The organism is Exiguobacterium sp. s128 (assembly GCF_018618815.1).
Classification (GTDB): Bacteria; Bacillota; Bacilli; order Exiguobacteriales; family Exiguobacteriaceae; genus Exiguobacterium_A; species Exiguobacterium_A antarcticum.
The window spans coordinates 1-6,588 of sequence record NZ_JACSMT010000069.1; the positions used below are offsets into that span (position 1 = coordinate 1).

Below are 6,588 nucleotides of genomic sequence, written 5' to 3' on the forward strand. Positions count from 1 at the left end.
GTGGTGTGGTAACTCCATTCTACACGAGGCCGTTATGGGCTTTTTGTGTTTTCCGTCAGGTGTTGCACTTAATATTACAATTCGTCTTAAGAAAACAATTCTAAAGAACTATTTCTTTTTTACATGAATCAACTAAAAACTGATTTTACAGTATTTTTTAGTCATATTAACATTCTTTTTAATATTTTAAATATCATTTTAGTGATTCTTTAGAACCATATACGTTTTATTAACAGGTGAGACAAAAGTCATTGATTTAAATTGCAAATCCCATCAAGATACCATATACTAGCTTATAATAAGTAAAAAAATAGGAGTGAAAGCCTTGAGTCTATTTAATCTATCTAGCAAAGAATATACCGTTCAATATCAAGTTATGGAATCTGATGAGATTGTTGATACTGATCGATTAGTCATCAAGGCAGGCGATCATACTGCCGCTCGTAAAAAAGCTGATAAAATGCTCCGCAAGCAGTACGGTCGATTGCAGTATAAAATTGAATGGGTCCAACGTTTTTGATCGTCAAAATACCCGGTCGCCTCAGCAAGATTGAGACGACCGGGTATTTTTGTGTTCAACTCGATTGCGGATATTCCGATTTGACGATTCGATCGGCTTTTAAGAATAAACGAATCCCCGTATAGAGCAGGATTCCAAACAAAGCGCCAATTCCGTCAATGATCACGTCTCCGACAAGTGGTGTCCGTCCACCGGTCACCTGTTGATGGAATTCATCAAAGACACCGACCGTAACTGCTGTCGTCGCGGCAAAAAAGGCGGCCGGAAGAGGACGGTATCCCCGATTCCGTAAGACATGGACGAGACTCGTCCCTAGGATAAAGAACAAACCAGCGTGCATCCCTTTCCGGATAAAAAACTCGAGAAACGCAGCTGGACCAAGGTCCGCAACACTGATCGGGACTTCGTAATGAAACGAGACGAACGAAAACGAATAGACCCAACCGAGTGGGATGTGATTCGTCAGAAAGGGAATCAGGGATTGTTGTTGATAACTCATCGAACTGAATCCGAATAATAGAAGTAAAATAGCTCCTGCTGTGATATAGCCCATAGATGGACGGCGCATCCGAACATCCCTCCTTTTCATACTTGCCATCTTACCATGCCTTTTAAGACGGTACATACGGCAAAAGACGGATGACATGACAAAAAAACATGCCTCACTTCTATTCAGAAGTAAGACATGTCCTATTATGAAGCCATCGTTTTCGGTTCACGCACCAGGTGCTTGATTTCACCGAACGTCACAAACGTTTTATTTTTAGCGTCATACAGCTTGTAACGAAGCGATTTCAGACTTGAGAACAAGCCGATCGTCGTTGCTTTTTGAAGCGGTGGTGTCGCGGTATGCGCTTTTTCTAGATTGTAGTTCGGAACACGTGGACTTAAGTGATGGACATGGTGGAAACCGATGTTCCCTGTCACCCACTGCAAGACTTTCGGCAATTCATAATATGAGCTGCCTTCGATTGCTGCCTTAACGTAATCCCATTCGCTCTCATCCTCGAAATACGAGTCTTCGAACGTATGCTGGACGTAGAATAACCAAATCCCAAGGACACCGGCCGTAAACATCGTCGTCCCTTGAATGATTAAGAACGCCTGCCATCCGATGAAGTAAATCATGATGCCGTATAAGACGATCAACGAGGCATTGATGACATGCGTGTTGATCCGTTCTTTTTTTCGGGCATCTTTCCGGTTAAAGCGGCTGACGACGAGAATCAACAGGAGTGGTCCAAGACCAAACATGACGAGCGGATTCCGGTAGAGACGGTATTTCAGACGTGTCCATTTTGAGGCTTCAACATATTCTTCGATTGTCATGACCCAAATGTCACCGACACCGCGTTTATCCAAGTTCCCACTTGACGCGTGGTGGATTGAGTGCTCGCGTTTCCACTTTTCATACGGGAACAAGGTCAGGATGCCTGTGATCGTTCCGACGATCGCGTTGGCTTTTTTGTTTTTGAAGAATGACCCGTGTGTACAGTCATGGAAGATGATGAACATCCGGACGACGAAACCGGATGCGACGATCGCAAGCGGGACAGCGAGCCAAACGGAAATCTGTAAGGCTTGGTAAGCCAAGAACCAGGCGACGAGAAACGGTAAGATCGTGTTGATCATCTGTCGGACGCTGGATTTGACGTCTGCCTTCTCAAAAGGCGAAACGTGTTTGCGAAGCTGGGCGATTTTTTCTTTACTCATGTGTTGCTTCCTCCTCGAATTCGTACAGCGTTCACGACGCTACTATGAAATGAACTTGATATAAAACCTGTAAACGGCGTCCGTGACGGTGAATTTGTAACATCCACATGAAGATCGACCCGACCGATATAGTTAAACGCTTGAATATTTTTAATACCAGGTAATTATAGCACATAGAAAAAATAATAATGTACTAGTTCTAATATAATTTTAGACTTTTACTCCATAAAATTTATTAATTTCTTTAAATATATAATATAAAAGCATAAACATTTATAAAAAAGGGTAAAATATTTCTATACAGACAGACCACATTATTTTTCAATCGAGTAATATATGCACTTATTTTTTAATTTAAGTTAAGTTTTTCTACACCTTTTGCTATAATATGAAATTGAGGTGAACGAAATGAATCCATCAACAGTTACGTCTATCGAAGAAGTCGTCTCTCGAAATCTTCGCGCATACCTTGAAACGATCGGTAAGACTCATAAATGGGTATACGAACGGGCCGGTATGTCAAAACCAACATTTTACAATCTATTAAAGGGCAAAGGAGATCTAAAAGGTGGAATTACACGATTAAACCGCGTTTTCCGGATCTCAGACCCCACTTATTTTTACAAAGAGGATTTTAAAGTTCCAACGTCTATTCAAGATTTACAAAGTACAGCTACCCTAAAGCAACAAGCTGCAGCAAATTATCATGCTCTTGGTCCATCACCTGTTATTGACGAAACATTTGAAACACTGGAAGGAATCATTGCCATGCTTGATGTTCTCCATTCGTTCGACGAGGTGGAAGAATGATCACACGAGAAAATCTGCTCGATGTCATCGAAAAAAATAAAGAAATTTTAGATATTGTTTCTAGTCGTGTAGAAAACACTAAGGAACAAAGTCTGCTGTTCCGCTACAAACCTCTGGACAGCATCAAGCACCATTTGATGCAGAAAACGAGTGTCATCTTGTTTCCAACTCCAGATACACGTTATGGCGGACTCATCACTTACCGGAATAAACGATTTTATCTGCATATCAATACAGCTCAACCTAAAACGTACGAAAATTTCGTTTGGGTACATGAATACTATCATTACAAATATGAAAAAGAACGTATTCAGGACAAACAGACCGAAACTTTTTTTGAAGATTCGGTTTTAAATGTCCATGAGCGTCATGCGAATTTGTTTGCTTCTGAGTTACTTGTTGATACAAGATTTTTAAAAGAATCGTTCGAACAAATTAGCAGGAGCTATCCAGATCGCCCCATTGAGGAGAAAGTCATTCATTTGGTAGCGATATTTGAAGTCCCTTATAAAGTCCTTGTAATCAAGTTGCTTCAAGACGGACTGGTTTCATCGTCAGATGCACTCGATATGATCGATTACGATTATCTTCATCATTTGCCGGATGATTTCGACACATCCATTTTACACCCAAGCCTTGTCATCAAATTAAATAATCTCAAGACGTTACTATCCAGTCCTCGGATGCAGGAACGTTTGACTAGTGATGAGTATACAAGATTTGTCGAGCAGTATAAGACAGTGCTTGAACGCTTAAAGGAAAAACGGGACTCGAATGGTTAGAACTTGGGAGTCTCCCATGTATGAAGCTGTCCGCACGTACGTCAAATTGAATTTCGTCATCGAGGACGAGCAGACTATCTATCTTATGGATAACATGCTCTTGACACAGTTATCAAAAGCAGCCCGTGATGCACCTGATTGTTTTATTTCTTTCGTAAATCATTTTCGTCATCATAATGCAGTTTTGTTGATTCCGGATATTATTTTTGAGGAGAGTAGCGGGAATCGAAATATGACTCCGGAGTGGTATGCTGATTTATATCAGCCGTTCTTTCAAATCATGTCGGAGCACGTTGATGTTTTTTACGTCACCTTCCGTGAATGTTTTAATTTCGTCCACCGCGGAGCAGTGAATCATGATCAGGCATTGGCGCAATTTCGACTTTTGGCTCGTGAAATCGTTCGATCACACACGGAACTTTCACAACAAGTACAGCAGTCAACAACGATACAGGCGATTGAATCAGCAATTCGATCTGTCCCGAAAGACTGTGGAGAACGTATACTTCACCTTCTGGCATGCTCATTACTTATAGATGGAGCCCAAACCGTGACTCTATTAAGCAATGAAGTAAAAGGTGTTTACTACACTCGTCTGACAATGGCGAAAAATGAAACCTTATTAGGTGCCCTGTTTATGCAAGACCAGCATGTTTTTCGCGACGCTTACCGGCTTCAGTCACTTGATCAATTGCTTGATTCGATTTTCAAAGAACAGATTGTTGCGGAACCCTTTTCTTTCATCGAATGCATGAGAGCAGGACAGCACAAACATCGCCGTGTTCACTACCGAACTGGAGAAGATGTCAGCGACAAAGAACAACTGGATACACCGGAATTTTTACAGATTGTCCAAGATCCGCAGGGACGAATTACTTTCTAATTACAGCAACTCACTTTTAAAAATAAGAGAGCCCATTCAAGAGATGTCAGAAATCATCTCGAATGGGCTTTTAACAGCTTTCTCATCTTTTTATTTGTTTCAATGGCTTCACAGCCGGACCCTCGAGCACATTTCCCTCATAGTCGAAACGCGAGCCATGACACGGACAATCCCATGACCGTTCCCCGTTGTTCCATTTGACGTCGCACCCCATATGCGTACACGTTGTCTTGACGAGATGCAGTTCTCCGGCTGAATCTCGATATCCTCCGACGGTCTTCCCGGCATGCCGGACGAGTCCCCCTTCATCGATACCTAGATCGTCCGCTGATTGACTGGCACGGGCCACTTTTCCCTTCAGTAATTCGATCGCGACATCAGCATTGTTTTTCGCGAATTGTTTCGCGTCCTGCTTATTCAGCTTCGATCGGTTCGGGTCAAACAATCCCCGGAAGCGGTTCGGCGTTCCGGTCAATAAATCGGACAAAAGCAATCCTGCCGCAATCCCGTTCGTCATCCCCCACTTGGCAAAGCCGGTCGCGATCAGAATGTTCGGATCGTCACTCGTCATCTGACCGATGTACGGCACTTTATCGAGCGAAATCAGATCCTGCGCTGACCAAAATTGATCAATCTGTGGAACACCAAATTCACTCTCTGCGAAATGAGCCAACGCTTGGTAGTTGGCTTTCGTATCCGTCTGATGACCGGACAGATGATTCTCCCCGCCAAACAGTCCAAGCCGTGTCCCGTCAGCCGTCTGCGTATGCCGGAGTGACCGGCTTGGTTTGTCGGCACTCATGAACATGCCGTCCGGGAACTCTTCCGGAACACGTCCCGACACGATGTACGAGCGATGGACTTCGAGTTTCGAGAAATAGAGTCCTTTGAAGTCGTTGAACGGAAAGTGTGTCGCGACGATGACTTTCTTCGCCTCGATTTGGTGCCCGGATTCAAGTAGCACGGTCGGCGTCCGTTTTGACTCGACAGACGTCGCCCGCGTCTGTTCGTACAACTTCCCGCCTTGTTCCGTGAAATGACGGGCCAGACCAAGTAAGTATTTGACCGGATGGAACTGGGCTTGATTGCGAATGACGAGGGCCTGTTCGACCGGATACGGTAACTTGGCTTTGACCTCGTTCGTTGCGTCTCCTCCGTTGATGCCGAGCCGGCTGTACGCATCCGCTTCTTTGACCAGTTGCTTGTGTTTCGGTCCACTGGACGCGACGTACAGATAAGCATCCTGTTCCTCAAGCTCACAATCAAGCGCAAGACGCGTCGTCTGATCACGGATGAAACGAATCGCCTCTTCATTCGCTTCGTAATAGAGCCGTGCTTTCTCTTCGCCGAACGTCTGGATTAGTTCGGCATAAATTAAGCCATGCTGTGATGAAACTTTCGCTGTCGTATAACCGGTCGTCCCGCTTGCAATCCGGTCGGCTTCAATCAACGTCACCTCATACCCCCGTTCAATCAGTTGAACGGCTGTGACGAGTCCGGCGATACCAGCCCCGATGACGACAACGTCACTGGTTAGATTTGTTTCGAGTTTCGGATACGTCGATGCTTCAATCGAAGTGCGCCAGTACGATGTTGGAAATCCATCCAGTTGCTTCATTTTCCCCGCCTCCGTAAATGTCAGTTTTTGTTTCATTTAGCTAACAGTTACAGTTACCCTTGTTCTTCCAAAAACATTCATCGACTATGTGTTTTTAGCGTTTACACGTGGTTCTGTGTTCTAATGTTTTCCCTATTTCAAAACATGAGTAGATATTCATTCTTTTTAAATAGGACGGTTTGTCAAATTAAGTGCAACACTTCTTCCGAGAAGACCTCGTATGCAGTTTTCCAGTTGAGACATTTCCGTGGTCTCCCATTGA

At 43.8% G+C, this 6,588-nt stretch carries 7 protein-coding genes; 4 read left to right on the forward strand and 3 right to left on the reverse strand.

Annotated features, from left to right (window positions below):
* Positions 1–325 precede the first annotated feature (325 nt).
* Complete coding sequence (locus tag KNQ13_RS15195) at positions 326–520, forward strand: hypothetical protein (RefSeq protein WP_209548523.1); 195 nt, start codon at positions 326–328, stop codon at positions 518–520.
* Positions 521–575: 55 nt separating this feature from the next.
* Here KNQ13_RS15195 and KNQ13_RS15200 read toward each other — a convergent pair whose 3' ends face one another.
* Together KNQ13_RS15200 and desA are read right to left on the reverse strand one after the other, a co-directional pair.
* Positions 576–1,088, reverse strand: a complete 513-nt coding sequence (locus KNQ13_RS15200; protein ID WP_209548524.1) for a VanZ family protein — start codon at positions 1,086–1,088, stop codon at positions 576–578.
* Between the two features lie 125 nt (positions 1,089–1,213).
* Entirely contained in the window at positions 1,214–2,233 is a 1,020-nt protein-coding gene (desA, locus tag KNQ13_RS15205) for a Delta(5) desaturase DesA (RefSeq protein WP_209548525.1), read from the reverse strand.
* Positions 2,234–2,641: 408 nt separating this feature from the next.
* Between desA and KNQ13_RS15210 the strand changes: the two genes are divergently transcribed.
* Genes KNQ13_RS15210 through KNQ13_RS15220 form a run of 3 tightly spaced genes read left to right on the forward strand, consistent with a single transcriptional unit; the run spans position 2,642 to position 4,708 of the window.
* The gene (locus KNQ13_RS15210) at positions 2,642–3,043 is read left to right on the forward strand and encodes a hypothetical protein (RefSeq protein ID WP_209548526.1); all 402 of its coding nucleotides are present in this window, start codon (positions 2,642–2,644) and stop codon (positions 3,041–3,043) included.
* Positions 3,040–3,825, forward strand: a complete 786-nt coding sequence (locus tag KNQ13_RS15215) for an ImmA/IrrE family metallo-endopeptidase (RefSeq protein ID WP_209548527.1) — start codon at positions 3,040–3,042, stop codon at positions 3,823–3,825. The genes KNQ13_RS15210 and KNQ13_RS15215 overlap by 4 nt, the downstream gene beginning before the upstream one ends.
* 16 nt (positions 3,826–3,841) lie before the next feature.
* Positions 3,842–4,708, forward strand: a complete 867-nt coding sequence (locus KNQ13_RS15220; RefSeq protein WP_209548528.1) for a hypothetical protein — start codon at positions 3,842–3,844, stop codon at positions 4,706–4,708.
* Between the two features lie 82 nt (positions 4,709–4,790).
* On the opposite strand, the gene KNQ13_RS15225 is transcribed toward KNQ13_RS15220, so the two are convergent.
* Positions 4,791–6,326 (reverse strand): FAD-dependent oxidoreductase, encoded by a 1,536-nt coding sequence (locus tag KNQ13_RS15225; protein ID WP_209548529.1) that lies wholly within the window; start codon positions 6,324–6,326, stop codon positions 4,791–4,793.
* Positions 6,327–6,588: the final 262 nt, after the last annotated feature.

What these genes read in the sequence shown, in the direction of transcription:
- desA (WP_209548525.1), bottom strand. Translation starts at nt 2,233, where the DNA reads ATGAGTAAAGAAAAAATCGCCCAGCTTCGCAAACACGTTTCGCCTTTT.
- KNQ13_RS15215 (WP_209548527.1), top strand. Translation starts at nt 3,040, where the DNA reads ATGATCACACGAGAAAATCTGCTCGATGTCATCGAAAAAAATAAAGAA.
- KNQ13_RS15200 (WP_209548524.1), bottom strand. Translation starts at nt 1,088, where the DNA reads ATGCGCCGTCCATCTATGGGCTATATCACAGCAGGAGCTATTTTACTT.
- KNQ13_RS15210 (WP_209548526.1), top strand. Translation starts at nt 2,642, where the DNA reads ATGAATCCATCAACAGTTACGTCTATCGAAGAAGTCGTCTCTCGAAAT.
- KNQ13_RS15225 (WP_209548529.1), bottom strand. Translation starts at nt 6,326, where the DNA reads ATGAAGCAACTGGATGGATTTCCAACATCGTACTGGCGCACTTCGATT.
- KNQ13_RS15220 (WP_209548528.1), top strand. Translation starts at nt 3,842, where the DNA reads ATGTATGAAGCTGTCCGCACGTACGTCAAATTGAATTTCGTCATCGAG.